Annotated in this window: 22 protein-coding genes; 9 read left to right on the top strand and 13 right to left on the bottom strand. The window is 51.0% G+C overall.

The genetic code is table 11. The features are described 5' to 3' along the window. Positions 1 to 210: 210 nt before the first annotated feature. Positions 211 to 1,008 (bottom strand): nucleotidyltransferase domain-containing protein, encoded by a 798-nt coding sequence (locus NSS83_RS20880; protein ID WP_341346387.1) that lies wholly within the window; start codon positions 1,006 to 1,008, stop codon positions 211 to 213. Positions 1,009 to 1,184: 176 nt separating this feature from the next. On the opposite strand from NSS83_RS20880, the gene NSS83_RS20875 reads away from it, so the two are divergent. Together NSS83_RS20875 and NSS83_RS20870 are read left to right on the top strand one after the other, a co-directional pair. Beyond that, on the top strand, positions 1,185 to 2,498 hold the full coding sequence (locus NSS83_RS20875) for a WYL domain-containing protein (protein ID WP_341346386.1): 1,314 nt from the start codon (positions 1,185 to 1,187) through the stop codon (positions 2,496 to 2,498). Further along, positions 2,485 to 3,285, top strand: a complete 801-nt coding sequence (locus NSS83_RS20870) for a WYL domain-containing protein (protein ID WP_341346385.1) — start codon at positions 2,485 to 2,487, stop codon at positions 3,283 to 3,285. The genes NSS83_RS20875 and NSS83_RS20870 overlap by 14 nt, the downstream gene beginning before the upstream one ends. Before the next feature lie 58 nt (positions 3,286 to 3,343). On the opposite strand, the gene NSS83_RS20865 is transcribed toward NSS83_RS20870, so the two are convergent. Further along, on the bottom strand, positions 3,344 to 3,610 hold the full coding sequence (locus NSS83_RS20865) for a DUF6809 family protein (RefSeq protein ID WP_341183056.1): 267 nt from the start codon (positions 3,608 to 3,610) through the stop codon (positions 3,344 to 3,346). Positions 3,611 to 3,772: 162 nt separating this feature from the next. Between NSS83_RS20865 and NSS83_RS20860 the strand changes: the two genes are divergently transcribed. Continuing rightward, positions 3,773 to 4,000: a helix-turn-helix transcriptional regulator gene (locus NSS83_RS20860; protein ID WP_341183057.1), complete on the top strand. Its 228-nt coding sequence runs from the start codon at positions 3,773 to 3,775 to the stop codon at positions 3,998 to 4,000. 34 nt (positions 4,001 to 4,034) lie between these two features. Next, positions 4,035 to 4,250, top strand: a complete 216-nt coding sequence (locus NSS83_RS20855) for a hypothetical protein (RefSeq protein ID WP_341183058.1) — start codon at positions 4,035 to 4,037, stop codon at positions 4,248 to 4,250. Between the two features lie 112 nt (positions 4,251 to 4,362). Here the strand turns inward: NSS83_RS20855 and NSS83_RS20850 are convergent, their stop codons facing one another. From NSS83_RS20850 to NSS83_RS20840, 3 genes are all read right to left on the bottom strand, one after another. After that, positions 4,363 to 6,510 carry a pectate lyase gene (locus NSS83_RS20850; protein WP_341183059.1) on the bottom strand — a complete coding sequence of 716 codons (2,148 nt, stop codon included), beginning with the start codon at positions 6,508 to 6,510 and terminating at the stop codon, positions 4,363 to 4,365. 308 nt (positions 6,511 to 6,818) lie between these two features. After that, entirely contained in the window at positions 6,819 to 7,214 is a 396-nt protein-coding gene (locus tag NSS83_RS20845) for a DUF948 domain-containing protein (RefSeq protein ID WP_341183060.1), read from the bottom strand. 64 nt (positions 7,215 to 7,278) lie between these two features. Continuing rightward, entirely contained in the window at positions 7,279 to 7,983 is a 705-nt protein-coding gene (locus NSS83_RS20840; RefSeq protein ID WP_341346384.1) for a VTT domain-containing protein, read from the bottom strand. Between the two features lie 176 nt (positions 7,984 to 8,159). On the opposite strand from NSS83_RS20840, the gene NSS83_RS20835 reads away from it, so the two are divergent. Genes NSS83_RS20835 through NSS83_RS20825 form a run of 3 tightly spaced genes read left to right on the top strand, consistent with a single transcriptional unit; the run spans position 8,160 to position 10,746 of the window. Beyond that, on the top strand, positions 8,160 to 8,867 hold the full coding sequence (locus NSS83_RS20835) for a response regulator transcription factor (protein ID WP_341183062.1): 708 nt from the start codon (positions 8,160 to 8,162) through the stop codon (positions 8,865 to 8,867). Then, on the top strand, positions 8,857 to 10,191 hold the full coding sequence (locus tag NSS83_RS20830; protein WP_341346383.1) for a HAMP domain-containing sensor histidine kinase: 1,335 nt from the start codon (positions 8,857 to 8,859) through the stop codon (positions 10,189 to 10,191). The genes NSS83_RS20835 and NSS83_RS20830 overlap by 11 nt, the downstream gene beginning before the upstream one ends. 12 nt (positions 10,192 to 10,203) lie before the next feature. Beyond that, positions 10,204 to 10,746, top strand: coding sequence for a GNAT family N-acetyltransferase (locus NSS83_RS20825; RefSeq protein ID WP_341346382.1), 543 nt, complete (start codon positions 10,204 to 10,206; stop codon positions 10,744 to 10,746). A gap of 37 nt (positions 10,747 to 10,783) precedes the next feature. On the opposite strand, the gene NSS83_RS20820 is transcribed toward NSS83_RS20825, so the two are convergent. Continuing rightward, positions 10,784 to 11,137 carry a nitrous oxide-stimulated promoter family protein gene (locus NSS83_RS20820; RefSeq protein WP_341346381.1) on the bottom strand — a complete coding sequence of 118 codons (354 nt, stop codon included), beginning with the start codon at positions 11,135 to 11,137 and terminating at the stop codon, positions 10,784 to 10,786. Between the two features lie 193 nt (positions 11,138 to 11,330). On the opposite strand from NSS83_RS20820, the gene NSS83_RS20815 reads away from it, so the two are divergent. Further along, complete coding sequence (locus tag NSS83_RS20815) at positions 11,331 to 11,594, top strand: AbrB family transcriptional regulator (protein WP_340945558.1); 264 nt, start codon at positions 11,331 to 11,333, stop codon at positions 11,592 to 11,594. Beyond that, positions 11,591 to 11,995: a type II toxin-antitoxin system death-on-curing family toxin gene (locus tag NSS83_RS20810; protein WP_340995309.1), complete on the top strand. Its 405-nt coding sequence runs from the start codon at positions 11,591 to 11,593 to the stop codon at positions 11,993 to 11,995. The genes NSS83_RS20815 and NSS83_RS20810 overlap by 4 nt, the downstream gene beginning before the upstream one ends. A 346-nt stretch (positions 11,996 to 12,341) precedes the next feature. Here NSS83_RS20810 and NSS83_RS20805 read toward each other — a convergent pair whose 3' ends face one another. From NSS83_RS20805 to NSS83_RS20775, 7 genes are all read right to left on the bottom strand, one after another. Continuing rightward, positions 12,342 to 13,658, bottom strand: coding sequence for an NAD(P)/FAD-dependent oxidoreductase (locus NSS83_RS20805; RefSeq protein ID WP_341346380.1), 1,317 nt, complete (start codon positions 13,656 to 13,658; stop codon positions 12,342 to 12,344). A 31-nt stretch (positions 13,659 to 13,689) separates the two neighbouring features. After that, positions 13,690 to 14,997, bottom strand: a complete 1,308-nt coding sequence (locus NSS83_RS20800) for an aminoacetone oxidase family FAD-binding enzyme (protein ID WP_341346379.1) — start codon at positions 14,995 to 14,997, stop codon at positions 13,690 to 13,692. A gap of 204 nt (positions 14,998 to 15,201) precedes the next feature. After that, complete coding sequence (locus NSS83_RS20795; protein WP_341346378.1) at positions 15,202 to 19,737, bottom strand: polysaccharide lyase family 8 super-sandwich domain-containing protein; 4,536 nt, start codon at positions 19,735 to 19,737, stop codon at positions 15,202 to 15,204. Between the two features lie 91 nt (positions 19,738 to 19,828). Next, positions 19,829 to 20,875, bottom strand: coding sequence for a glycoside hydrolase family 130 protein (locus NSS83_RS20790; protein WP_341346377.1), 1,047 nt, complete (start codon positions 20,873 to 20,875; stop codon positions 19,829 to 19,831). A 32-nt stretch (positions 20,876 to 20,907) separates the two neighbouring features. Then, positions 20,908 to 22,449: a DUF3502 domain-containing protein gene (locus tag NSS83_RS20785; protein ID WP_341346376.1), complete on the bottom strand. Its 1,542-nt coding sequence runs from the start codon at positions 22,447 to 22,449 to the stop codon at positions 20,908 to 20,910. Positions 22,450 to 22,487: 38 nt separating this feature from the next. Then, complete coding sequence (locus NSS83_RS20780; protein ID WP_209994846.1) at positions 22,488 to 23,372, bottom strand: carbohydrate ABC transporter permease; 885 nt, start codon at positions 23,370 to 23,372, stop codon at positions 22,488 to 22,490. A 10-nt stretch (positions 23,373 to 23,382) separates the two neighbouring features. Next, entirely contained in the window at positions 23,383 to 24,321 is a 939-nt protein-coding gene (locus NSS83_RS20775; protein WP_036726287.1) for an ABC transporter permease subunit, read from the bottom strand. Positions 24,322 to 24,549 lie beyond the last annotated feature (228 nt).

Genomic DNA, 24,549 nt, shown 5'->3' with positions numbered 1-24,549 from the left:
GTCACTACAGAGAAGTTTTGGACTTCCGGCCGCTGTTGTCTGCAGATTTCTAGATTTATACCGCTTTTCGCGGTGGAAATCCGCAGACAGCTGATGCTTCCGAAGTGAGCTTTCCTACGGAAAGCTTTCAGGCGGTCGCTAACGCTCCTCCAGTTCCAAAATTCCCCTCCGCCACTTTTCCCTTAACTCAAATTATTTAGTTCAATCTATTTAGTTTAAATTCAACCCCCACACTTCCTGCAAAGCATCCCGGAACAGAGCATCAAGCTGCCCATTCCGATTGTCCGTCCTAGCACTGAGATATGCCGCCGCTGTCTGCTCCAGCGCTTGCAGCTGCTCCTCCAAATACTCGTTAATCGCACTCAGCCGCGGCTCCAGGTCCAGCTCTTCTCCCGACTTCTTCCGGTCCAGCAAATGCTGCACAACCTGCCACAGCTCACTATCCCTTGGAATCAGCCGGTCCACCAGCACCTCGAACTCCATCGGCGGCATCTCCTCGTACAGGTGAATCCACTCACAGGCCAGCACCGGGCGCAGCACGTAGAAATATTTTTTGATCTTGACCTGCTCCCCTTGGAGGTAATCCCGGTAGTTGCCTTTGGCCATATTCAGGTAATGGTACATACAGGATTTCGGCGAAAAGGTATACGGTGAGATCCTCCTGAGCTGCTCCGCCATACTGAACTTCTCAGCATACTGGATCGGGGACTGCAGCCACTCCAGCAGCGGCGGGTTGGATTTATGGAACAGCTTCAGCGCTTTGCGCAGATCCCAGCCGCTAATATCCAGCATTTTGTTAATAGGACGCTCTATGACATCCCGCGCATCCCAGATTGATAAGTACCACTCTGGCCGATGCACATAAATGAACCGCACATCATAATCACTGTCCTGCGAGGGGAATCCCCACGCCCGGCTGCCTGACTCACAGGCATAGAGGATCGTCACTTGCTCCTCTTGTTCAATCTGCTTCAATTGCTCATAAATGAGCGTATTAATAGGGTTCATGCCATCCCTCCGTTCCAAGTCGGTTTCGCTGGCTTTATCTTCCCTCATTTTGCCAATGTGGAACAGGGTGTAAGTATGGCGGCGGACAAAAATCTTCCATTTCATGCAACTCTGGTGCTTAATAGAGGTATTAACTATTACAACTCATGAATGCGTTACAGGCTGGAGGGTTACATATGGCCAAGGAAAGCTTCGATAAAGAAATACAGTTTCTCCGTATGCTGTCACTAGCCGGGGGCGCTTACAGCAGGCAGCAATTCGCCGAGCGGCTCGGCATTTCCGTACATACTTATGACAAAACGCTGCGCAATCTCAAAGAGATGGTAACCGTCCTGCAGCAGGATCTGACCGCAGAACAAGGCACCGAGCTATCCGATTGGCTTCGCTATAATTACTATGAATCTGCCGATCCGCTGCTCCTGTTCCTTTTCCGGGCCAAATCGCTGAAGGAGACGGAGAGCATCCGGCTTACGCTGCTGTTAACAGCACTTCAGAGCAAGGAGCTGACGGCCAAGGAGCTGCACGACGGCTGCTGTGACCAGATGCCTGCCGATTCGCCGCTGCCGGACGAGAAGACCATCCGGGGAGACCTGAAATACCTGGAGGAGGTCGGCGTGATTGTAAGAGTGAATGACAAGCGCCCTTACCGTTACAAAGCCGCCAACGATCTGCTGGACCAGTTGACGGATGACGAGCTGCTCGACCTGTTCGATTATGTAGATGTCATTGCCAATACGCAGATTCCGTCTGTCCAAGGCTACTTGCTGCGTGACACCTTGAAGAAGGCGCTGCGGATAAGGGGCATTCTTCCCGAAGCCACAGAGACCCACCGCTACAAATACCATTACCATTCACGGATTCTGGATGAAGCGCATCTCTATACGATTTTCGGGGCGGTTCAGCAGCGCCGGAGAATCAAATTCCTCTATCTGTCGCCAAAAAAAGGCATGAACTACACCTCCCAGAATACCAACCCCCTCTTCGAGCGGGAATCGGCAGGGATTACGGACAGTCTGCTTCCGCTGCGTGTCGTCTACGATCATCAGTATGGGCGCTGGTATCTGATCGGCTATCATAGCCGGACGGGGATCAAGAAGCTGCGGATGGACGGCCTGACCCAGGTTGAAGAGGGCGAGCCTGTAGAAGAAGAGGAGTTCGCGCAGAGACTTCAGCAATTGGGGGCTCAGCTGGAGTATAGCTGGGTGACGGATACCAACCGTACAGTTAAGGTGGCCGTCCGATTCTATAATCCCAGCCGGTCCGGCGCTAACTTCATCCGGGAGCGGGTGGAGGCGCAAGGGCAGTGGGGAACCATTACGGAGGAATCCGATACGACCTTCCTGTACGAGATTATGGTGAACGAGATTTTTGAGATCAAGCCGTGGCTGCGAAGCTTCGGCTCCAGCTGCGAGATTCTGGAGCCCCGCTGGCTGCGCAAGCAGTTCATGGAGGAATGGAAGGAGATTAAGAGCTACTATGAATCCCTTTGAGAAAATATTCAACTTCCAGATCATCTCCCGCCTGGAGGAAGCAGGCTCCCTGGCGCTGACCTCGCAGGAGCGTTCCTGGCTGAGGACGATGCTGGGGCATCCGGCGGCGGCTGAAGCTTTTTCAATGGAGACCTTACGTAAACTGAATTTCCTGCTGGAGGCCGAAGCTTCTATTGAAGTAAGAGAGATCATTATCGAGAAAGCCCGCAGCAAGGAACGCCAGGTCTATCATCCGCTGCTCCGCCCCCTGCGCCGCATCATCATGGAGAATCAGGGAATTCAGATCACGTATGCGATCAAGCATGGCGGGGAACGGACCGATCCGTCCGGCTTCCCTCACAAGCTGGAGTACAATATGTATAAGCGGGAGTGGTATCTGCAGTGGTACAGCACCCGGCAGCGCTCACTCATGTCCACCAAGCTGCGGAACATCGTGTCTGCCGAACCTGCTCCCATCCCCGCCCACCGGATAGATGGCCTCAAGGCCCGGATCGCCCGGCTCCTGGACGGTCTGAGAGAATCGGCCTGCATTCAGGTCATTCCTGTCTACAATGCCGAGCTGTCGCGGATCTTGTCCACCTTCTCCTGCTTCGATAAGTCCGTGTCCTTCGATGAAGCTACGGGGATCTACCACATCACCGTACACTACATGAGAGACGACAGCGAGTTCCTGCTCTCCCGCATCCGCTTCCTGGGCCTGCGCGTGAAGATCACCCAGGGCGAGCAGCTCAAGCAGCGTATGCTGAAGTCGGCGGAGATGGCGGTGGGGCGGTATGGGGAGGGATAACCCGCTATTGAAGAGCAAAGCTGTTTGTTTTTAACATAGAACCACTTACCCAGGTCTCTTACTCTACCAGCACTTCTATCATCGTCATAGCACCGACCTTGAACCCTGACACAAATGCAGCCGTCATATCCATTCCCTGCACTTGTGAATATAGCTCCAATAAAGACTCCAGTTCCTCGAACTCGCTCACGGACAGCTTCTGCTTCCAAGCTTCGAGAGATTCGGTGATCTGACCATTAAGCGGACGATAATTGGGGTCCTTGGAGATTATATCTTCACTAGGAAATAGACTACCATGATATAGCGATTCGAGAATGTTGGGCATTGGGCCTCCTTTATAAGCTACATTATAGATTTATGATATACATCAGCGTAGCATAATTACAGAGGAAACTCGGTACGCACATGCGTGCCAATCTTAAATTATTTACGGTGAGCTTAGCTGTGTACAGCCGATAACAAATGCTCAGGATAAGGTGGAATTGCAGTGGGGAAAAATATTGTAGTGAAAATATCTGAATTGACTGCTCAGCATAAGATTTCGATGCGGGAGTTGTCCCGAATATCCAGGGTCCGGCACGCCGCATTAAGCGAACTAGCCAATGGTAAGCGAGAAAGCATTAGCTTCAGTCATATCGTTAGAATTGCAGAAGCTCTAGATATTCAGGACATACGAGAGATTATTGATTTGGTTGACAGTAAAGAAAGTAATTGATTTTACATCTAAAGAATAAAAAAGGGGGATATTTGTGAGTAAAGTCGTGCTTTTAATTTCAAGTGTCGTTTTAGGTGTGCTTGTGATGGTATCACCAGGATTTATCACAGGGCATACCTTTAGTTCAACACAATACCAAGGGAACCTCTATGTTGCTGAGTTTGTGGTAAGAAGTTTGGCATTAATTATTGGATTAGTTGTTATATATGATGGAATTAAATCCTTTTTTAAAAATCATGTTACTACATAATACGAAGTTTAAAAGTGTATAGTAAATCACTAATAGAGTAAAAGAATAGAGTAAAAGGCGACCCCTACAGGTCGCCTTAATTCGGTTCGGTTCAGCGAAAGAAATCCCCTATTTATTCCACCACCACATAATACAAATTAGCCGTACTATCCTTCGTAATCGTATGCGCGCCAGCCGCAAGGGAGACGGTAGCTATGCCGTTCGTGATTGGATAGCTTGTCCCATCCACCTTAATCTTGGTTCCCTCGGAGTTGAAGACTAACGTTAGCGTTGAGGCCTTGGCGGCGGTGAACTGGATGCTGGTGGTGCTCTCGATTTTCAGACATTGGGTCAGGGTCAGGCCGTTGTAGAGTACCGTTCCCTTGCTGGTGGAGAGGTTGCCTTGAATGGTGAAGAAGCTGCTTGATGTGCCGGATGTTGTAAAATTGTGAACCGCCGCTCCCGGAGCAGGCGTTGCTGTTGGCACAGGCGTTACCGTTGGCACTGGTGTTGCTGTCGGTACCGGCGTCGCTGTTGGCACCGGTGTTGCCGTTGGCGCAGGTGTCGCTGTTGGTGCAGGTGTCGGTCCTACCGGGCCGGAATTGCCTCCCACAGACACCAGTCCTGAGGTGTAGCTTCGGATGGCCGACATTAACGGCGCGTTGAGGGCATAGGAGGTGTCGTCTACAGCGTTATTAAAAGTCCAGCTGAAATCCCCGCCCCCTTGACGTCCCGCTCCCGCTGTCACTTTCTGTTGTACTGCGCTTACGCTATCCACCGCAGCTGCGCTGACGCCTGTATCCACGCTCGTATCGAAGTTGTTATATGCTGTTCCGCCGACAAGTGCTTTGTACGAGCCGGGAACGGCTTCGCTTCTTGATGAGGCCAGGTAAGCATCGTGAGAGGCTGCATTTGCCGGAGCAGTTCCGGTATTGGAGTTCGCATAGATAAGGCCGGACGCACCCGTAATACTGTTATTGTAGGCCTTAATCATCCCGCCAGTCTCCCCGGAGAATGTGCCTTCGCCCAGTGCATCCGTACCCTGCTGGGAGCTCAGCATCGGATATTTAGCGTTACGGAACACATTACTTTCCACGAAGGCAGAAGAGCCAGTCGTCACGCCTACACCGTATTTGGATACGCCGTCATAGAAGTTATTATACACATGGACCGAAGCTACTCTGATCCGCGGGTGGCGGGAGTCGGAATGATCGAACCAGTTATGGTGGAAGGTGACGAAGAATTCGGCGGATTCGCTCAGTCCGACGAGAGCCGCTTTGCCGGAATCGAAATAGTGGTTATACGAGATGGTAATATAGCTGGAGCCTTTTTTGAGGTCCGTAGAGCCATCTCCTTTGACCTGGTCAGCGTCACTTCCCGCTGATCCGTAGAAAATATCATTATTATGCACCCACACATTCGCGTTGCCTGTATCCATGGAAATGCCGTCATCCGGGAATAACATCACACCCAGGTTCCTTACCTCTACATTCCCGGTATACCTGAGCAGCATTCCCCAGCCGTAGGCATACGCATCTTTTCCTATTCCTTCGAGGGTAATGTTCATTTCCGTATAATTGTTTTTGCCTTTGAGCTCAAGATATCCGCTGCTGTTCAGCTGTCCGCTGAGGTCGGCGGCTGTCACCTTTCCGATCAGCCGGATGGCGAGCGGGGTGGTGTCATAGCCTTTTTGCCGGAGAGCGAGAATGCTGCCAAGCCCTGTCCCCGTCTGCACTGTACCTGAGCTGCTGACCACTACGGGAAGCGTTACGGTCTGCGCGTTCTGAGAGGTGATATACAGCACCTGTGCGCCGCTTCTCAGCGTTCCATTGTCATTATAAGCACCAGAGCCTGTACCATAAGGTGATGCTGTGGAAAAAGAAAACCCCGACCGGTCATACGCCGCTACAGTCAGCGTTCCCGTAACCGCACTTGCCGTCCCCCCGCCGGACAGCACAGCTTCGACTTTCATCACATAATTACCAGCGGCCAATCCTACGGCATCTGCTCTCCAGTAGGAGGCATATCTGCGGATTAATTCATTATGGAGCTGCTGATACTGGGAATCTGCTGCACTTGCAGCCTTGACATATACCTTATACCCTGACGCATTACTGACTGGTGACCACTCCACAAATGCCGCTTCATTTCCGCCCCCACTGCCTGTTACCGTAAGTCCCGCAGCATGTACCACCGCAGTCCCCCACCCGCTGAATAGCAGAGTGAGTCCAAGAGTGAACAACAAAGTCATACTGGTTACCTTTGCAACGATTCTTTTCATAGATTGGCCTCCCGATTTAGGTTGTTGCAGATATTATTGTAACCGCTTGCAAGTTACCGTGGAATTTCTGTTCTGCCCTCCTCTTATCCCGGCTGATCCGAACCCTTGAAGTAGACGGAAATGAACCTGTCGGATATCCCGAGCATAGCAGAGAGCCAAATAGTGTCGAAACAATCATTTGCTCAGTTCACCTGCAATTATGCGCTATTATGAGAAAATGATTATTTTGCAGCGTAATGATAACTACATACAAAAAGACACCCGCCCGGGGTGCCTGGAACTGACGCTTCTTATCAATGATACAAAGGTTACTGAAACTTCGTATTGACGCGGATCTGGCCGCTTTTGCTTTTGACGGAAGCCGTGGGTTTCTCAGGCTCCTGGTTCAAGCTTTGGCCGATGTCGGTAGCGTTCTTCTTGAAGGTCTCGGTCACCGTCTGAATGACTTCGCCCACATTGTGCGCAGATTCAAAGATCGGATCAATGGTCTTGATCTTCCCCTTCACATCCCGGGTGACCTGATTCGCCGTGTGTATGAGCTGAGTCGCCTCTCCCGTCAATCCATGGATGGCATTTCTCACCTCGCCCAGCGTCTTGTTGGTCTCCCCGAGCGTGGTCATTCCCTTGCGCAGCGTAAGAATCACGAATATCACCAGTCCAACAAAAGCAACCGCAGCCAAAGCAACACTAAGTTGGATAACCATATGCAACGCCTCCTGTAGTTCCACTCTATGTCCAAGTTACAGACATCATTCCTAGATGTTGAGGCTACGACCCGCTTTTGCCGCCTTTGAAGGAAGATAATTTGTCAATCAGCTTGTCCTTATAGATTAATCCCAAGATAAAGGCTATGACTGAAATAACGGAGATGACGATGGTGGGGCCATAATTCTTATCATAAATATTAGCCCCAACGCTCACGGAGGCCAGCAGCCACGGGAATCTGGCAAAGAGCAGGATCATAAAGAATCTTAGGGGCTTCATCGTCGTCAATCCCGCGGCATAGATGAACATATCCTTGGGGAATCCGGGAATAATGAAAACAATGAACAGGAAGATTGAGAATTTCTTATTATCCATCATCCCCCGCATCCACTTGAACTTATCCTTCTGCAGCAGCCGCTCAATGAAAGACCCGCCCAGGAATCTGGTGAAATAGAAGGCAATCACCGCCCCCAGCATCATCCCCCCAGTCACGTAGACCGCCCCTAGCGTTGTTCCATAGATGTATCCCCCGGCAATTTGAACGACCTCTCCCGGTAAGGGCGCGATCACCGTCTGGAGAATCTGGAAGAGAACCAGCATAACCGGCCCTAGCTTTCCTGTAGAAAGGATATAGTCCCGGAAGGCATCCAGCGACATCGTCAGGCGCAGAAGCTCCGGCAGGTATCTGATGAATATGATCGTAGTTACAAGGCCTGCGCAAGCGAGGAGAACCTTGCTGACCCGCTTTTTGTGTAATAACCCATCCATTTCGAATCCCTCTCTTCACTGGCTTATGATAGTACCAGCTTAGGTAAATATTCTTAAGATCCGGGCATGGAATTCCTTAAGAATTCTTAAGTCGCCTGTCATCCGGTGGTTTAAACGCAATGGACAATCTATAATGTAAGCACGACGAGTACCCGGGAAAGGAGAGGGATGGAAGAATGATGAATCCTGCGAAAACCATACTTATAGCGGATGACAACCACGAGATCCGGGAGATTGTCCGGGTGCTGCTGGAGAGCGAGCAATACCGTGTCATTGAGGCTGTAGACGGTGAAGATGCCGTGAATAAAGTAGACGATACCATCGATCTGATTATTCTCGATATTATGATGCCCCGGAAATCGGGCTTCAAGGCTTGCGTGGAGATTCGTGAGATGACCAGTGCGCCTATTCTTTTCCTGACAGCTAAGACTCAAGACTCTGACAAAACGCTCGCCTTCTCGGCCGGAAGTGACGACTACCTGTCCAAGCCCTTTTCCTACACCGAATTGGTGTCCCGGGTGAAGGCCTTACTTAGGCGGTATTATGTATACAAAGGCAAGGAGGATACCTCCGCCCCCTCAGATGTGATCACCTTCAACGGACTAAGCATTAATCCTGCTGTTAACGAGGTCATGATGAATGGGAAGGAGCTGACCCTAACCGAAATTGAGTACAAGCTACTGGCGCTGATGGCCGGCAACCGCAATAAGATTTTCTCGGCGCAGAATCTGTATGAGAGTGTGTGGGGCGAGCCTTACTTTTACAGCTGCAACAATACGGTGATGGTTCATATCCGCAATCTGCGGATGAAGCTGGAGAAGGACCCGCAGAATCCCAAGTTCATCCGAACCGTCTGGGGAAAGGGGTACCGGATTGAATCATAAGCTACGGTTGAGCAGGCTGAAACTGAAATTAATTCTGTGCCTGATCGGTTCGTTCGTGGCTTCTGCAGGATTATTCCTGCTGCTGCAGTCCACAGGCGAAGATCTGCTGGAGCATTACCGGACCAGAAGCTCGTTCATTCACAAGCAAGAAGAGCACGCCCTTCCGGCACTTCAAGCATATATCTCCGGGCAGCATCTTTCGCTTAAGGATGACGCTAAGATAGCCGCATGGGTCCGAGACGCCAAGTACGTGAATCTCTATCTCTATAAGGACAACCAATTCCTCTACTCTACGGACGGGTATACGATCAAGACCGAGAATACGAGGTTTCTGCCCGACCCTAACATTTTCAGCAAATCCCAGTATTCCACGGTTACCTTTGCGGATACGGCTGCTCAGGTGTATATGGAGTATTTTTTTGAATACAAGTACTACAACCTCATTACGATTCTCGGTGTGATTCTGTCGTTCATCTTCTTCATCGTCCTGGTTCTGTTCTTCATCAACAAGAAGACCTCTTATATTGGCGTGCTGGAGAAGGAGATTAAAATTCTGGAGGGCGGGAATCTGGACTATCCGATTACTCTCAAGGGGAAGGATGAGCTGTCGTCGCTGGCCCAGAGCATCAATGAGATGAGGAAGTCATTCATCGAGCGTCTGGAGAGCGAGGAGCAGGCCAGATTGGCCAACAGCGAGCTGGTCACTGCCATGTCCCACGATCTGCGGACACCGCTCACCGCATTGGTCGGCTACCTGGACATCATCGAATACAAGAAGTATCAGGATCAGGAAGCGTTAGCGAAATACATTCATAACAGCAGGGAAAAAGCCTATCAGATTAAGCATCTGTCCGATAAGCTATTCGAGTACTTCACCGTGTATAACACAGAGGAGAATGACCTGGAGTTCGAGTCCTACGATGGGATTCAGCTGATGGATCAGTTAATCGATGAGCAGTCGATGCTGCTGGAGAATCACGGCTTCCAGGTAGCATGGGAGCCGTCCCCTGTCCCTTTCCGCGTGGAGCTTCACCTGATCTCCTTCAGGCGGGTATTCGATAATCTTTTCTCCAACATTACGAAGTATGCCGATACATCTGCGCCCGTCACTACTGCGTATAGGATTGAAGGCCGCTGGCTGTTGATGGATATCACGAATGTTATTAAAAGGGAGGCCCAGGAAATCCATAGCACCGGGATCGGCCTCAAGACCTGCCACAAAATCATCAGCCAGCATAAGGGCGAAATCACTTTTACAAGCACTGGCGGCAGGTATTCCGTTCACATCCGTTTGCCGGTAAATACCACGCCCACCCAACCTTAAGGAGGAACCATCATGCAAGACATCAGTACTGACCGATTAATCATCAGAAACTTCCGGGAGGCAGATGCACCGGGGATGCTGGAGTACCTAGCGAATCCGCGGGTAAACTGCTTCCTTAGCGAACGCCTCTCCACGTTAGAAGAAGCCATCGCGGACGCCAGCAAACGGAGTCAGGACGACTCCCATCTGGCCGTCACGCTGAAGGAGACCGGGGCGATTATTGGCGATCTGTTCTGCATGAAAGAGGAGCCTGATACCTACAGCGTAGGGTGGCACTTCAATCCGGCCTACGAAGGCGTCGGCTATGCCAGTGAAAGCGCCCGTGCGCTGCTGCGCTACCTTTTCCTGGAGCAGGAAGCCAGACGCATCTATGCCTATGTCGAGGACGACAACTCCAGATCGCAGAAGCTCTGCGAGAAGCTGGGCATGCGCAGGGAGGGCTGCTTCCTCGAATTCATCTCCTTCACCACGAACGAAGACGGAACGCCGAAGTATGAGAATACCCAGCAATTCGCTATATTGAAGCGGGAATGGCTGGGGTTGGGGCAGGTGTAGCATCAATCGTCCGGCAACCGTGGGAGGTGGCTGCCGACTATCGGGACAGCGGTCTTTTTAACTTCTCCGGCATGGGGATATGCCTTATCGATTCTAATGGATGATACAACAGCATCCAGGGTCCCGAGAAACGCATAACTCCCTTGATTTTCTGGCGGTAGACGGGTGTATAACAATGAATCGGACACTTCGCACAAGCGGTTTTCTCTTCACCAAATTTGCAGTAGGAGAGTCTTTTCATGACATACTCATTTAAATTCCGGCATTCCTCACAGAGCTCCTTCTTATGATGTTTTTTCTTGCAATAGATACGGATCATTTTTGAAGCAATTATTTTTTCTTTGTGGATGATAGGGCCATCGTTCAGTGGCTTCTCAGCCTGTCTGCTCATATAATATGGCCTCCTTGGCTTAGTTGAAGTTATTCATTTAAATCTAGTCCTATCAACAATTCTTTAGGTCCTTAAAAACCTGTTAACATGGACGATCAGGATAGGCTTGACAGTTGCTTAGCATATTTACGTTAAGCCATCCCTAATGTATAATTGTTATAACAGTTGAATACAATATTGAGGAGGACTTTTAATGAATAGGATGGTTGAAATGGAACGAAAAGTCACTAAATTCGGAAACAGCTTAGGTATAACAATGACTGATGCACTAAAGCAAATAGGGCTAGATCAAGGGGATACCGTTCTTATCGACATAAACCAGTCCACTGGAGAAATTATTATAAAAAAGTCAACAAAGGTATCGCTTCCTCATGGAATTAGTGAAGATTTTATGGATTCTTTGGCAGATGTTATTAATCAATACGATCAGACCTTACATGGTCTCAAAGACAGATGATTCAAACCCGTTATTTATCCGTCCAAGAAGTCATAGCCATTAATCTCGCAATGATTCAACGCTATAGTCCCGGTGAACAAGTTGGTGTAAAAGAGCCGGGACTGCTCGAATCTGCTGTCCTTCGCCCACAATCTTCAGCTTTTGAAGAAGATGCTTACCCTACCATTTTTGAAAAAGCCGCCGCTTTGTTCGAGTCACTGGGTCAAAACCATCCGTTTCACAATGCAAATAAACGTACTGCTTTCACAGCACTTGTTATTTTCCTAAGCTATAATGACTTGTTCTTTAATATGGATGTCAAAAAAGCAGAAGACTTCACTGTTGATATGGTTAACCATAAATATGAACTTCAAGCATTAACTAAACTTATTAAAGCACACTGTGTCGCTGGAAAAATATAAAAAAGCGAACATTAAAGATCGCTGTCCGAATCCTCAAGAGTATTATGGCTGTTACAGAACAAGTCCGTCAAACCCTCTTGTCTGCATTGTTCCCAGAATTGGCCGAACATTTCGTTATCCTGTTCCACCCATGTTCTGCGTCCATAAATTTTAAATTCTGGTTTGCTTTCTATTCTCACCTTTACCATGCAATCGGCCCCTGCCCTTGTTTTATAACCGAAGTATATCTGTTTAATTCGGCTCTTTTTTGATAAAGAGATTGATCTTTCGGAGGTCTGAAAATCCAAAAAAAAGACACCCTTAAAGGTATCTTCATTAGTACTGTATTGTCAGCGGCCCTCTACCCTTACGTGGTCCGGGCACGCCGGTCCGCAAGCGCCATCGCGGCGACGTATCCGGAGCTCCAGGCCCATTGCAGGTTATAGCCGCCGCAATCTCCGTCTACATCCATCACCTCACCGGCCAAATAGAGCCCCGGCACCAGCTTAGATTCCAGCGTTCCTTCGATGAGCTCCGTTGTATCGATGCCTCCGGCTGTGGTTTGGGCGTTCGTGAAGCTGTTGGTATCGGTGATTTTAAATTCCCAACGCTTCAATAGTTTATAGAATATTTTCTTGGTTTTCCAGGTTAGATCCTGACACAGCAGATGCAGCTGTTGATCAATTCCAGCTTCCTTCAGCAGCACAGGAATCAGTTTCTTGCTGACGATACCGACGAAGGCATCGGCAACTGTCCGGTGTCCGAAGATCCCCCAGTGGACTTCCAGAAAATCAATTAACTCTTCCTCCGTGCGCTCCGGCATCAAATCGACCGACAGGGTCACGGATTCTCCTATGCCGAGATTATACGCAGCCTTTCTGCTTAGCTGAAGGATAGGCGGGCCCGAGATCCCATAGTCCGTAAAAAGAATCTCGCCAGACTCCGTACGGATGACTTCATTGTTTACGATAACATGAGCCTCTCCCTCAAATTTGATGCCCGACAGTTCCTTCAAATACGGATAATCCAGCTTCAATTGTACAATGCCTGGCACCGGGTGGATCATGGTGTGCCCCAGACGCTGGACAAGCGTATAACCGGAGCCGTCTGTTCCTGTTTTGGGAGCGGTAAGGCCGCCGGTACATAGAAAAAGATAGTCGCTGGTATACACTACCTGTTCCTCTGTCTCCGTCTGGCAGGTTATCGCGAACCGGGGATGTCCCGCCGAAACGGCCACATCGAGCACTTTATGTTTATAATATACGGGAACATTCCGATCCTCCAGCGCCAGCTTAAACACACCCGGCACCGAAGCCGCCTGCAGCGACATCGGATACATCCGGCCATTCTCCAGGCTCATAAAAGGAAGCCCGAGCGAAGAGAAAAATTCGATCGTCTGGCGGACACCGAATTGCCGCAGTACATGTATTGGGAAGCCTGCCTGATTGCTGTGATACTTGACGGATAAAGCGGCTGCTTCATCCGTACCGGTGGCGGTGGATTGGTTCGTAATGTTGCAACGCCCGTTACCCGTCGTTATAATTTTCTTCCCGAGCCGGTCATTGCTTTCAATAATGGCTGTATCAATACCTTGATCCCTCGCTGTAACTGCAGCCATTAGACCTGCAGCACCCCCACCGATAATGAACAGCTCGTGGTGCTTAGAAGTCTGATCCTTATACATGTTAATTGATGCATCCCTTTTCCTAATAAATTTATTGAATGGACTTAGCTATCGCCATGGCGGCCACATATCCGGAACTCCAGGCCCATTGCAGGTTATAGCCGCCGAAATCTCCGTCCACATCCATCACTTCGCCGGCCAAATACAGCCCGGGCACCCGCTTGGATTCCAGCGTTCCCCGGGTAAGTTCGGACGTATCAATGCCGCCAGCTGTCACCTGCGCATTCGTAAAGCCATTGGTATCCGTCACTTTGAATTCCCAACGCTTCAAGAGCCGATAAAAATTCTCTTTAATTCTCGCCGGAAGGTTCTGGCAAAGAAGCTGTGGCTGTTGATCTAAGCCCGTCTCCTTAAGCAGGACAGTAACAAGCTTCTTGTTGAAGATACCCACGAGGGAATCCGCCACGGTCCGGTGCCCAAAGGTCTCCCAGAGCCGTTCAAGGAACTCTACTACCTCTTCCTCTGTGCGGCCCGGCATCAGATCCACCGATAATTTCACCTGTTCTCCTCTTGCCAGATGATACGCAGCCTTCCTGCTTAGCTGGAGAATGGGCGGACCGGTAATTCCATAGTCTGTGAAGGCCAGCTCACCCTGTTCACTGCCGATGACTTTACCCTTTACAATGATATGAGCTTGTCCCTGAGATTTGATACTGGACAGAGCCCTCATATTCGGATATTGCAGCTTCAATTGCACAATGGCCGGAAAAGGCTCAATCAGGGTGTGCCCCAGATGTTCGGCAAGGGTATAACCGGGAGGTTCTTTTCCTGCATTGGGACCAGTGTTGCCACCCGTAGACAGAAGCAGATAGTCGCTGGTATAAACAACCTCTTCCTCTGTCTCCGTTTGGCATTTTATCGTGAAGCGCGGATGGTCCGCCGAGACAGTAACATCCACCACTTTATTCTTAAGGTATACGGGAACATTCCGATCCTCTAGCGCCAGCTGGAAAATATCCAGTACCGCCGCTGCCTGCAGCGACATCGGATACATCAAGCCCCCCTTCAGTCTTGTAAGCGGAAGCCCAAGAAAGGAGAAAAAATCAATCGTCTGGCTGACGCCGTATTGCTGCACTACCGCAAGCGGAAATCCGGATTGATTACTGTGATACTTGCGCGATAAAGCGGCTGCTTCATCCTCAGCTGTCACAGTGGATTCATTCGTAATGTTGCAGCGGCCATCGCCTGTCGTTAAGATCTTCTTGCCAATCCGGTCGTTACTCTCCAGAATGGCAGTATCGATCCCCATATCACTCGCAGTAACAGCGGCCATTAGTCCGGCTGCACCTGCGCCGATAATAAAGAGCTTGTGGTGCGTAGAAGTCTGATTCTCATACATGGTTGGTCAATGCATCCTTTATCCAATTTTCTCTAAGCACAAAAACAGTTATTTAAATTATAGCATAAGTGTACTGGTTTTCACTGATCTCCTTATGATCATAGCCGATTACATGGCCAAAAATACAAAGCAGCGATTCCCTATTAACAGGAGAATCGCTGCTTTGCTGTGTTCTAATGTATACAAATGAAAGGTTGGCTATATTTACTGGGCTGCCAGCATTCTGAGCAGAACTGTGACGGTCTCTGCCCGCGTTGCGGCAGCTTTCGGGAAGAAGTTGTTGTTGCCCTTACCCTGCATCAATCCTGACTTCTTCATCTCGGCTGCTGCTCCAACTGCCCAGGCCGGGATATCGCGGTCATCCGCGAATCCAGCGGAATGCGCAGCGGGAGCAAGGCGTAATGCTCTTGCCAGCATGACAGCCATTTCCGCTCTGGTTACAGGCGCATCCGGGCGGAAATTGCTGTTGTTATCCCCTTGGATGATTCCCAGGTCTACCGCTTGCCCAATGGCTGCCTTAGCCCACGAACCAATACGGTCACTGTCCTTGAAGGATAACGCTGCTTCTGTGTTCTGAAGCTTCAGTGCCTTTGCCAGCATCACCGTGAATTCAGCACGGGTCACGTTACGGTTAGGCTGGAACGAGCCGTTCGGATAACCTGTAATGATGCCCTGCCGGACAGCTTCCCGGATACTGGCTTCGGCCCAATGGCCGGCAATATCTGTGAGGGATGGACCAGTCACCGGAGGAGTAACCGGGGATTGCGGGCTCTCATCCGGCTCACCCAATGTTCCAACAATAACCGGCGGCACTGGTACTGTCGGTGTCACTGGCGCTTCGCCTCCGGGATCGCCGCCGTTTCCGCCGCCCGAACGCTCGTTAACCGAGACGTTAATTCTTCCTGTAATGGACGGATACGCACTCAAAGCTGCCGTAATCGTCACTTCTCCAGGTGTGGTCGGTGCCGTAAAGACCGCGCTGAACCGGCCGTTTGCGTCCGTTACAGCATGAGCAGGCTCAAGGCTGCCCGAGGATGCCACGAGTCCGACTTCAAGTCCGGAGACCGGAAGATTGTCGCTGCCCAAGACGATTCCTGTAATGGATACGTCATTTCCGGTATTCACGGCAGAAGGTGCCGCCTGAAGTTCAATAAGGGCAGGAACTGGTATGGCCTTGCTTACAGAGACGGTAACCTTATTCGTCACGGAAGGATTGTCAGTCAGTACAGCCGTAATGACCACATCCCCGGCTGCGGACGGTGCCGTAAAGACCGTGCTGAACCGGCCGTGCTCATCCGTTACCGCAAGGGCAGGCACAAAGCTTCCTGATGCTGCCATAAGACTGACCGCAGCGCCTGCTAACGGAAGCTCTTCACCGTCATAGACGGTTCCCGTAACGGACACTTTGTCTCCAGCGGTTACGGAGGCCGGTGTGGCCTCAAGCTCGATCCGGGCAGATACAGGCACGGCCTCTTCTTCTACAGACACGTTAATCGTCCCTGCTACGGATGGACTTGCCGGCAGTACGGCTACAATGGAGACATCTCCAGGGACAGACGGTGCGGTAAAGACCGTACTGAACTTGCCGTACACATCTGTAGTAACTTTTGCAGGCTCAAGGCTTCCCTCGGCTGCTGTGAGTTCAACATCTACACCGGATAACGGAAGATTGCCATCGGCGTAGACGGCCCCCATAACGGATACTTTGCCTCCAGGCACCACCGAAGATGGCGTTGCCGCAAGCTCAACCCGGGCAGGAACAGTTTCCTGCGTCTCTGGTCCAAAGACTTTAAATTCCCAGAGCGAGTATCCGTATTTGCTTGCTCTCTGAGTTCCATACATCCGCACATATCTGGCATTCACCGGACCTACGGAGATCTCGTCAATTTCACCGTCTCCGCTGGACGTACTATATACTGTCTTCCAATCCTCCAGCGTATCGGAGACATCGATCCGGTATTCCTTCCCATAGGAGCTTTCCCAATGCAGCATAACCTTGGAAATGGGTTGGCTTGCGCCAAGGTCAACGTAAATCCACTGCGGATCGGCATAGTTAGACCCCCAGCGGGTCGTCAATGAGCCGTCTACCGCATTCTCCACTGATACATCGGCGGCTTTGGACGAGCTTGCTTTTACCGTCATGCCTTCCGCAAGGTTAGGGACAACCGCTTCATAGACATTAAATTCTGCAAGCGAGTAGCCGTCTCCGGTGCCCTGTTGAACGCCCTGCATGCGGACGAATCTGGCACTGGTTTTACCGAAAGAAATGTCGTCGATACCGCCATCCCCCATCGAGGTCGCATAAATATCCTTCCAGGTGGCCGCATCATCAGATACTTGAATTTTATAGCTTCTGCCGTACGCCTTCTCCCAATGCAGTCTAACCTTATTGATCATATATTGATCCTGCAGATCCACATAAATCCATTCATCGTCTGAAGCGTTTGAGCTCCAACTGGAGGTTCTGTACAGATCTGTAGCGTTTGATGCAAATTGCTTGCCCACGCTGGAGGAAGCCACCGCACCTTTACTGTAAGCCAGATCATACCCTCTATCATCGATAGAAGCTCCCTCGCTCAGCGTCATACTCCGGCCGGTAAACGTATCTTTGCCGAGTCTGTACGTGGTTGTGGTCTGTTCTCCGTTCCGGTTCAGCGTTACATTGACGGTAATTCCCGGCGTTTCGGGATTCGCCACCGAGATGCGGACAGGGTCCGCGGATTCATCCACAATCACCATCGACGGTTTATCCACGGTGACGGTCAGTCCTTCTCTTAGCGTGACTGTACCCGGCTGATAGAACAGCATTTCCGCAATGCCAAGCGAACGGTGCCGGACCGCCTGAACGGACGGTGTATTCGCCAGAATACTAATAGGACTTGCTTCCGCGTAACTGCTAACCTCTCCCGCGGTTTTACCCGGCAATACGATGTATTGATAAGAGGCATTGACCGGCTTCACGCCATGATCCAGCCACATCGAGAACACCGGCTTAGTGATGGGCTCCGTAGAACTGCCAGTAACCACATCGCTCCATTTCCCGGTCTTCGTCCCCTGCTTCACCTGGAAATTCGTCTTGTCCGGAAACACGTACCCGGTATGATCGTTATACGCCCAGCGTCCGTTCACCTGCAACGTTTCGTCTGCAACAGCTTTGCCGTCTACAAGCACATCGCCTACAGCCAGACTCTGATTCAGCGTGGTATGGACCGGAGCGGCATTTGTTGAAGTGATGCCTGCGCCCAGCGCGACCATTTCATCATCGAAGAAGAAGTAGCCCTTTTTCCCGCTGGTACTCAGCTTGTTGAAGTCAAACGCCGTGGCTCCGTACCGCTCATTGGTTACGCCGCCGACAAAGGTCTTCGGATTGTTGAAGTTATTCTCCTTCGTGAAAACGTAGGGAGCTGTTGTTCCCGGAACATGATTCCAGTCCATCAGAGGGTACACGGTTCTATACTCATCCCCGGTTCTCTGGATAGCCGTGGCGCCTTGCGGAGTCCAGTAGAGCAGGTTGTATCCGCTTGGGTTAATGGTTCTCATTTCGCCGCCCTTGACCGTGCTGGACGACATCTTCACTGTAATTCCGTAATCCTTCCGCATATGAGAGGAGACCAGGGTCTGCCATTGCGTCATATTGTTCGCATCCAGTCCATTGCCCGAGACCGTGCCAATACCCCGGATATTATTCAGGAAAACAGCGAACTCATCCGCCCGCTTCGGGTTAGCCGCCTGCATCCACTCCAGCGGATCTTCATAGAAGGTCAGCGCGGAGCTCTCATAATCCGGCCACTCCGGTCCGTTCATCCCCATGCCCAGATCGGCAACATCGCCTCTCACCAGATACCTGGTTCCATCCAGCACATAAGAGGACAACGAGTCAATGGCCGCCTGGCTGTAAGCGAAGCTTGTGCCCGAGACGACATAAGCCCAGAAGGACATATCTCTCGCGAAGCTTCTTCCGTAGCCCGTGGTATAATTCGTCTTCCCATGCATGAAAAAGGACATGTCAGACTGGATTCCCGTGAGCGTCTCCGTCACCGCCGAGAGCACGTTAAACGCCTCTACAGCGCTGCGGACATTCTGGGCATCCTCCAGCAATAAGCCGCGGATCATATAGTTCTGATTGTACCAGGACGAGTTGGCTCCATCGATTGTATTCGGTTTGCTGTCTAACGTGCCGACAATATTGGCAGCCTGCTCCGCAGTCAGATAGCCTTCGCACAGCAGCGCAATTTTGCTAAGCCGCAGTTGCTTCCCGATGCCGGTCTCCCACCAGTTGGTGGAGGTCGGCTTGACCTTGAACCAGTGATCCAGCGCTTTCTGAATACCGGCTAATATGGCTTCATCGTGATAGTAAGGCCCCTTCGGATCTGCAAAAGCCTGGGCCATCGATTGCATCCGGTCCAGCGCAAGGTAAGGCGACCACGCCCGCCCGTTGGCACTGGAGGCCGTACTGGTATAATCTACATCGCTCCAGCTTCCATCCGCTTTTTGAGTCGATAAATAAGTTCCGGCCTGTGATTTAAAAGTCCATTCCACCCGGCCATTGGTTCCGTCATTGATGATGTCCTTGGAGATATAGAAATCCACCACCCGCTGCTTCATCAGCTTCATTTCAGCCAGCTCCTGCGATGAGCTATCCGCCGATACAGGGTAATTGAACCCGAGGGTCGAGATCATCAAACCCACCAGCACGAGACATATCCATCTTTTGATCCTGCTTTGCATCTTACCAGTCATGTACACGCTCCTTCGCTTATCTGCACCAGGTTTTTGTTAGCGCTTTCTAAACTTTAGATTAAAGAAGGCAGCTCCCACTGCCTCCTTCCTCTTACACAAGAGTATCTAATATATCCTGAAGCGGGATGTCCGCCACAGCCATCACTTCATCTGCCGCGCCGTAATACATACGGACTGTCTGGTCCAGCAGCAACGCGCCGCAGGAGAACACGACCTTGCCGAAGAATCCGTTCACCTCATAGGAAGCTTCCGGCTCCAGCACCGGGACACGCGATCTCGCAATGACCCGGGACGGGTCCTCCAGATCCAGCAGCACCGCCCCCATACAGTAGCGGTGGCTGCTGTCCGCACCATGGTACAGCGCCAGCCAGCCCTGCGGCGTGCGGATCGGAACCGCCCCGCCGCCCATGCGGGCCGAGTCCCAGCCCTGTTCGCCGAGTCCCATCAGGAAGCGGTGGTTCCCCCAATGGTCGAGGTCAGGCGATTCCGTGATCCACATCTCGGGCGCGCCGAAGGACTTCGGCACCGGACGATGCAGCGCGTAGTATTTGCCGTTGATTTTCTCCGGGAAAATCATAACATCCTTATTCTCGGGAGGCAGCATCAGCCCGCGCCGCTTGAAGGTCCGGAAATCGCGGGTCTCCGCCAGCCCGACACCAACACCGCGCGCGGAGGCCGCGCTGTAAGTGATGTAATAGGTGTCCCCGATCTGGGTCACCCGCGGATCTTCGATCCCCCAGGCCTCCAGAGGATGCTCCGGGAACAGGGCCGGCTGCGGCTCGACCTCGAAATGAACGCCATCCCGGCTCCGTGCTACCCGGAGATGGGACAAGGAGGTGAGCATCACCGTCTGTCCATCCTTGGCGACGAAGCGCGAGTCGGCGAAATCATAGCCCGGATCGTTCTTGTCATAACGTTCTACCTGCACCTCCGTCCCTGCTTCATTCAACCGGGGAACAAGCACCTCGTCCGCCCGGTCTGATATTGGCGCTTCGGCAACGCGCAGCAAGAGGATCGTCTCCTCCTGTAACTGCGCCACGCCTGCATTGAACGCGCCCAGCACCCGGAAATCGGGACGGGAGGGGGCAACATCCCGGGCTTCGATCAGAGGATTATGCGCGCTGCGTATTATTTTCATTGAAAGAACCTCTTTCTGTGTTTGAAATGCTGTTATTTCCCGGCGGTGACGGCATCAATCTGAGCCTGGATTTCATCGATCACTTTTTGCCCGCCGAGACTGGCCATTTTGTCCTCCATCGTTTTCTTTCCTTCCGCTGCAGGGATCAGGCCTTGGCTTAGCGGCAGGAAGATCGAATCGTGCAGCGGCGTGATTTTGGCATATTCTGTCTTTACCTTCTCAGCATTGAAGTTGAAGCCTGCGATCGGACTCAGTGTGAAATTGGACGTCTGGGTCGAGAAGTCGAACCACTTCTTGTCATCCTGCATCATGGTGTCAGGTGTTCGGTTGAGCGTCGGCCGCCAGGTCAGCACATAACCAGGGAATGTATAGCCGGACAGCGCCTTATAGCTCGAATCACCGACAGGCTCCCAGTCCTTCCCTTGAATGCCGTATTCCATCAGGTCATGGTTCTCCTTAATCGACAGCCAGTTCACTACATCCATAGTGACATCGGAATGCTTGGAGGTCGTCGGGATACAGAGGAAGTTCCATTGCTGATAAGCCGTATAGGGCTTAGCCTGCTCCCCGTTCGGAATGAAAATCTCCAGCTTGTCGCTGCCGTCCTTCAGCATCTCCGAATATTTCAGCCCCTCGACCCCATCAGCTGCATAGTAGGTCGCCGCATATTTACCTTGCTTGAACAGCGTCTCGGCATTTTGCTCCTGGGCAATATTTTTGGAGATAATCCCATCCTTGTAGTATTTGGTAACACGTTCATAAGCATCGGCAATCGTCGGGCTCTCCCATTGGCCAATGACCTTCTTATCCTTGATCGCATACGAGAACATGTTGACCCCAATCTCCAGCACTTCATCCTGTGCCTGATTCGCAGAGTTACTCAGGATAAATGGCAGCTTATCGGCCTTAATTCCATTAATGACAAAAGGCTTGATGTCTTTCTCATTTTCCTTGACTGCATACAGGAATTTCTCCAGGTCATCGAGGGTCTTCAGCTCAGGAAGCCCGTATTTCTCGCGTAAATCCTTACGGATCAGTACGCCATACAGCTGGCCTTGGGTGGTGCCGAGCGGAATCCCCATAATTTTGCCGCCGAATTTGTTATACTCCCACATTTCCTCCGGAATGGATGACTTCAGCTCAGGCCGTGCAGCCACTGCCGCATCCAGCTCCGTCAACGATTTACTCTCGATCATCTGGTTCATGGATAGCCATGGGGCATCCAGGTACATATCGAACTCTTCACCGGCAGACATCTTCACGGATACCGCATTCCCGTAATCGGTCCAAGGCATGAAGTTGATATTCAGAGCGGCTCCGATATTATCCTTTTTCAGCTTGTCGTTGACCGCCTGCAGCACAGCATCGAACCCCGCAGGTTTATCTCCCGGGAAATAAGCCTTCAGCGTCACTACTTCTTTGGAAGCAGGCGCTGCACCCTCTGAACTGGAAGGGGAATTCGTAGAATTCGCTGTACTGCCTTCGTTCTTCGCATTTCCCCCGCAGCCTGCCAGCACCAGTGACGACACCAATACCGCTGTTGTTGCCGTGCCGAACCATTTGTTTAACCTCATCTCGTAACCCTCCCGTATCTATGGACAATCTGAATAACTTACCCTTTGACAGCGCCTACCGTTAGACCTTTGACAAAATATTTCTGAAGCATCGGATACAGCAGTACAATCGGGCCGATGGTCAGTACCGTGGTCGCCATCCGCACCCCGTACGTCGGTGGAGTCACTGCAATCGCTGCACCGGAAGGAATCAGATTCCTGGCCGCTTCCATATTGGAAACCATCCGGCGCAGAATTAACTGCAGCGGGAATAACTTCTCGTTATCAATGAACATCAGTCCCATGAACCAGTCATTCCAGAAGCTCAGCGCATAGAAGAGGCCGACAGAAGCCAGTATCGGCTTGGAGATCGGAATCATAATCTGGAAGAACACTCTCATCTCATTCGCTCCGTCGATTCTGGCAGCTTCCTCTAGCTCCTCAGGTATAGTGCGGAAGAAGCTGACCAGCAGGAAGACGAGAAACGGCTGGCATAACATCGTCAGAATGAGCACCCAGATTGTATTCTGCAAATGCAGCCACTGGCTGACTACAATATAGAACGGAATGATACCTCCCGAGAAGAGCATAGGCAAGTAGCAAAAAAACAGAAAGGGCGTTTGCAGAACATTTCGTTTATTCGCCAGTGAATAGCCGAGCATGGCAGAAATGCACAGGGCGCTTAAGGCCCCGACAACCGTGATAAACAGGGTAACGCCATAGCCATTGAACAGTACATCTGATTGCAGAACCGCCTTATACGCGGCCAGCGATAACTTTTGCGGGAATAAGGTATAGCCGTGCGCGATCAGCTCCTCCTCATCCGTAAAGGAACCGGCAATCATCAGCAGAAAAGGAAACAGACAAAATAAAGTAAACAGCAAAATGAACGTATGGGCGAATGCCGTAAAGGTGCGATCCGCAGCGCTATGTTTCTGTCTCATAGTTACTCTCCTAGAATAAAGCAGATTCTTTAGATACCCTGCGGGTTACCCAGTTGGCAGCAATGACGAAGATCAGACCCATAATAGACTGGAACAGGCCCACTGCCGAAGACATGCCGAAATCGTGCAGCTGCCGCATGGAGCGGAAGACAAACGTATCAATGACGTCGGTAGTCGGATACAGCATCGAGTTGTCGCCAATGATCGCATAGATCATCGCAAAGTCCCCGTTGAAAATTTTACCCACGGCCAGCAGCGTCATGATCATAATCGTCGGCACCAGCAGCGGCAGCGTAATGCGTGTCACAATCTGCAGTTTAGAAGCCCCGTCGATGCGGGCCGCCTCATACAGATCCTCCGATATGCCCGTAATGGCGGCCAGGAAAATAATCGAGAGATAACCAGCGCCTTGCCACACCCGGATCACCGTTAGAATATAAGGCCACAGACTCGACTCAAACATCCAGTTGACCGGCTCCATGCCGATATTTTGCAGCCAGACATTAATCATGGGCTCTTCCCCGCCGAATAAGGATTGGACAATCATCCCAATTACAATCCAGGACATGAAATAAGGCAGGAAAATAAGCGACTGCGATATCCGTTTGAAATACTTATTGCGGATCTCATTGAACATGAGTGCAATCAGAACGGCCGCCGCTGTCGTGAACACAATAAACAGCACGTTTAGCAGCAGTGTGTTCCGCAGAATCGTCCAGAAGTCATCTGATGTGAAAAAGTAATCGAAATTTTTAAATCCTACCCAGTCACTCCCCGTGATCCCCTTGGCAAAATCATAATCTTTGAAGGCAATCATAATCCCGTATATGGGAAAATAACTGAACACGAGGAAAAACAACAGCCCCGGTACAGCCATCACATACAGAAAAGGATTCTGCGTGATATGCCTCCATTTTGAACGTTTACCTGCGTTAAGCGGGTAGTTCATTTGTACATCCCCCCTTCCTCAAGACCGGTAATCGCTTAAGGAGCGTTCCGTTATCTATGCCGTCACCTTATCAAGCCCTTGTGCCCTGAGCAATTCCGAGAAACGCCAATCCTTCCCGCAAGTGCAGATTTACCGCCTTCCCAAAAACAACACTCTTCCCAAAACAAACGATTCGGCAGACGAAAATACCCTGTGTGCTATAATAAATCTACTTATAATGAGCCGGAC

The sequence above is a fragment of the Paenibacillus sp. FSL H3-0469 genome (genome assembly GCF_038051945.1).
Classification (GTDB): domain Bacteria; phylum Bacillota; class Bacilli; order Paenibacillales; family Paenibacillaceae; genus Paenibacillus_AQ.
Note: the sequence above shows the minus strand (reverse complement) of the source record. Positions and strands in the feature narration are given on the sequence as shown.

What these genes read in the sequence shown, in the direction of transcription:
- NSS83_RS20850 (WP_341183059.1), bottom strand. Translation starts at nt 6,510, where the DNA reads ATGAAAAGAATCGTTGCAAAGGTAACCAGTATGACTTTGTTGTTCACT.
- NSS83_RS20780 (WP_209994846.1), bottom strand. Translation starts at nt 23,372, where the DNA reads ATGAGACAGAAACATAGCGCTGCGGATCGCACCTTTACGGCATTCGCC.
- NSS83_RS20790 (WP_341346377.1), bottom strand. Translation starts at nt 20,875, where the DNA reads ATGAAAATAATACGCAGCGCGCATAATCCTCTGATCGAAGCCCGGGAT.
- NSS83_RS20810 (WP_340995309.1), top strand. Translation starts at nt 11,591, where the DNA reads ATGATTCAAACCCGTTATTTATCCGTCCAAGAAGTCATAGCCATTAAT.
- NSS83_RS20800 (WP_341346379.1), bottom strand. Translation starts at nt 14,997, where the DNA reads ATGTATGAGAATCAGACTTCTACGCACCACAAGCTCTTTATTATCGGC.
- NSS83_RS20875 (WP_341346386.1), top strand. Translation starts at nt 1,185, where the DNA reads ATGGCCAAGGAAAGCTTCGATAAAGAAATACAGTTTCTCCGTATGCTG.
- NSS83_RS20845 (WP_341183060.1), bottom strand. Translation starts at nt 7,214, where the DNA reads ATGGTTATCCAACTTAGTGTTGCTTTGGCTGCGGTTGCTTTTGTTGGA.
- NSS83_RS20795 (WP_341346378.1), bottom strand. Translation starts at nt 19,737, where the DNA reads ATGACTGGTAAGATGCAAAGCAGGATCAAAAGATGGATATGTCTCGTG.
- NSS83_RS20870 (WP_341346385.1), top strand. Translation starts at nt 2,485, where the DNA reads ATGAATCCCTTTGAGAAAATATTCAACTTCCAGATCATCTCCCGCCTG.
- NSS83_RS20805 (WP_341346380.1), bottom strand. Translation starts at nt 13,658, where the DNA reads ATGTATAAGGATCAGACTTCTAAGCACCACGAGCTGTTCATTATCGGT.
- NSS83_RS20775 (WP_036726287.1), bottom strand. Translation starts at nt 24,321, where the DNA reads ATGAACTACCCGCTTAACGCAGGTAAACGTTCAAAATGGAGGCATATC.
- NSS83_RS20820 (WP_341346381.1), bottom strand. Translation starts at nt 11,137, where the DNA reads ATGAGCAGACAGGCTGAGAAGCCACTGAACGATGGCCCTATCATCCAC.
- NSS83_RS20835 (WP_341183062.1), top strand. Translation starts at nt 8,160, where the DNA reads ATGATGAATCCTGCGAAAACCATACTTATAGCGGATGACAACCACGAG.
- NSS83_RS20815 (WP_340945558.1), top strand. Translation starts at nt 11,331, where the DNA reads ATGAATAGGATGGTTGAAATGGAACGAAAAGTCACTAAATTCGGAAAC.
- NSS83_RS20865 (WP_341183056.1), bottom strand. Translation starts at nt 3,610, where the DNA reads ATGCCCAACATTCTCGAATCGCTATATCATGGTAGTCTATTTCCTAGT.
- NSS83_RS20825 (WP_341346382.1), top strand. Translation starts at nt 10,204, where the DNA reads ATGCAAGACATCAGTACTGACCGATTAATCATCAGAAACTTCCGGGAG.
- NSS83_RS20785 (WP_341346376.1), bottom strand. Translation starts at nt 22,449, where the DNA reads ATGAGGTTAAACAAATGGTTCGGCACGGCAACAACAGCGGTATTGGTG.
- NSS83_RS20880 (WP_341346387.1), bottom strand. Translation starts at nt 1,008, where the DNA reads ATGAACCCTATTAATACGCTCATTTATGAGCAATTGAAGCAGATTGAA.
- NSS83_RS20840 (WP_341346384.1), bottom strand. Translation starts at nt 7,983, where the DNA reads ATGGATGGGTTATTACACAAAAAGCGGGTCAGCAAGGTTCTCCTCGCT.